Below are 821 nucleotides of genomic sequence, written 5' to 3'. Positions count from 1 at the left end.
CTGCGGGCTGCGGGCTGCGGGCTGCGGGCTGCGGGCTGCGGGCTGCGGGCTGCGGGCTGTGGGCTGTGGGCTGTGGGCTGTGGGCTGTGGGCTGTGGGCTGTGGGCTGTGGGCTGTGCAAACGATTCTGCCAAGTATGCGCGGTGAGGGCTCAATCTTTTTCGGAGCGCGCCGTTATTGCATGTGCTCAGGCAAACTGATTAGACCTTCATGGCACAACGCATTCCCTTGTCCCGCCACACAGGCGCCGCCCGCGCGCGGCATGCCAAAGCCATGCTGTTGCCCATGCCTCGTCAGATCGCCGACGATCTCGCGTTGCGGGTACATCTGTCGCTCGACGCGTTGCGTCGCGGTGCCGGCAGCAAAACCGACGCGCAGACGCTCACGCAGATCATGCTGCTAACCGGTTATCTGGCAGAAGCCGGCTTCGGTTCGATGAACCACGAAGAGTTCTGCGCCGCGGATCGCACGGCGGCAGCGGTATTCGACACCGGCAGAGAAAACGATACATGGCAGCTCGACGACACGGGATTCTCGCTTTTTTCGTCGATCGCGACGAATTACGATCGACAACTGCACCGAGCACCGCTTTGGGCCATCGCGGAAGCAAGCGAACGACTCGATCGTTTTATTGCTGGCCGATCTGAGCCAACGCGCAAGCAAGCTTAGCCGGCTTTGCGTGAGGTACTCTGAATACAAACGCTTCGTACCCGGTCTCGATGAAGGTCAGGACAGGTCCGTTGACGTGGCAGTTCGATCCGCTGATGGACGATCAGGAACTCGACTCACGACAATCGACCGGCGCGGTGTACTGGGAAGGCG

1 protein-coding gene and 1 pseudogene are annotated in these 821 nt (G+C 61.5%); both read left to right on the top strand.

The annotated features are described in order from the left end of the window. The first annotated feature begins 209 nt into the window (after positions 1 to 209). Positions 210 to 668 (top strand): hypothetical protein, encoded by a 459-nt coding sequence (locus GXB81_RS31230; RefSeq protein ID WP_167284814.1) that lies wholly within the window; start codon positions 210 to 212, stop codon positions 666 to 668. Between the two features lie 26 nt (positions 669 to 694). Continuing rightward, positions 695 to 821, top strand: a pseudogene (locus GXB81_RS31225) (lipocalin family protein); the annotation flags it as partial.

Source organism: Paraburkholderia sp. Ac-20336 (genome assembly GCF_017105025.1).
In the GTDB taxonomy this organism is placed as follows: domain Bacteria; phylum Pseudomonadota; class Gammaproteobacteria; order Burkholderiales; family Burkholderiaceae; genus Paraburkholderia.
The sequence above is the reverse complement of the archived record's forward strand: the minus strand, read 5'-3'. Positions and strand labels throughout refer to the sequence as shown.

Bases quoted from the DNA above. Each gene is read 5' to 3' on its own strand.
- GXB81_RS31230 (WP_167284814.1), top strand. From the start codon at position 210: ATGGCACAACGCATTCCCTTGTCCCGCCACACAGGCGCCGCCCGCGCG.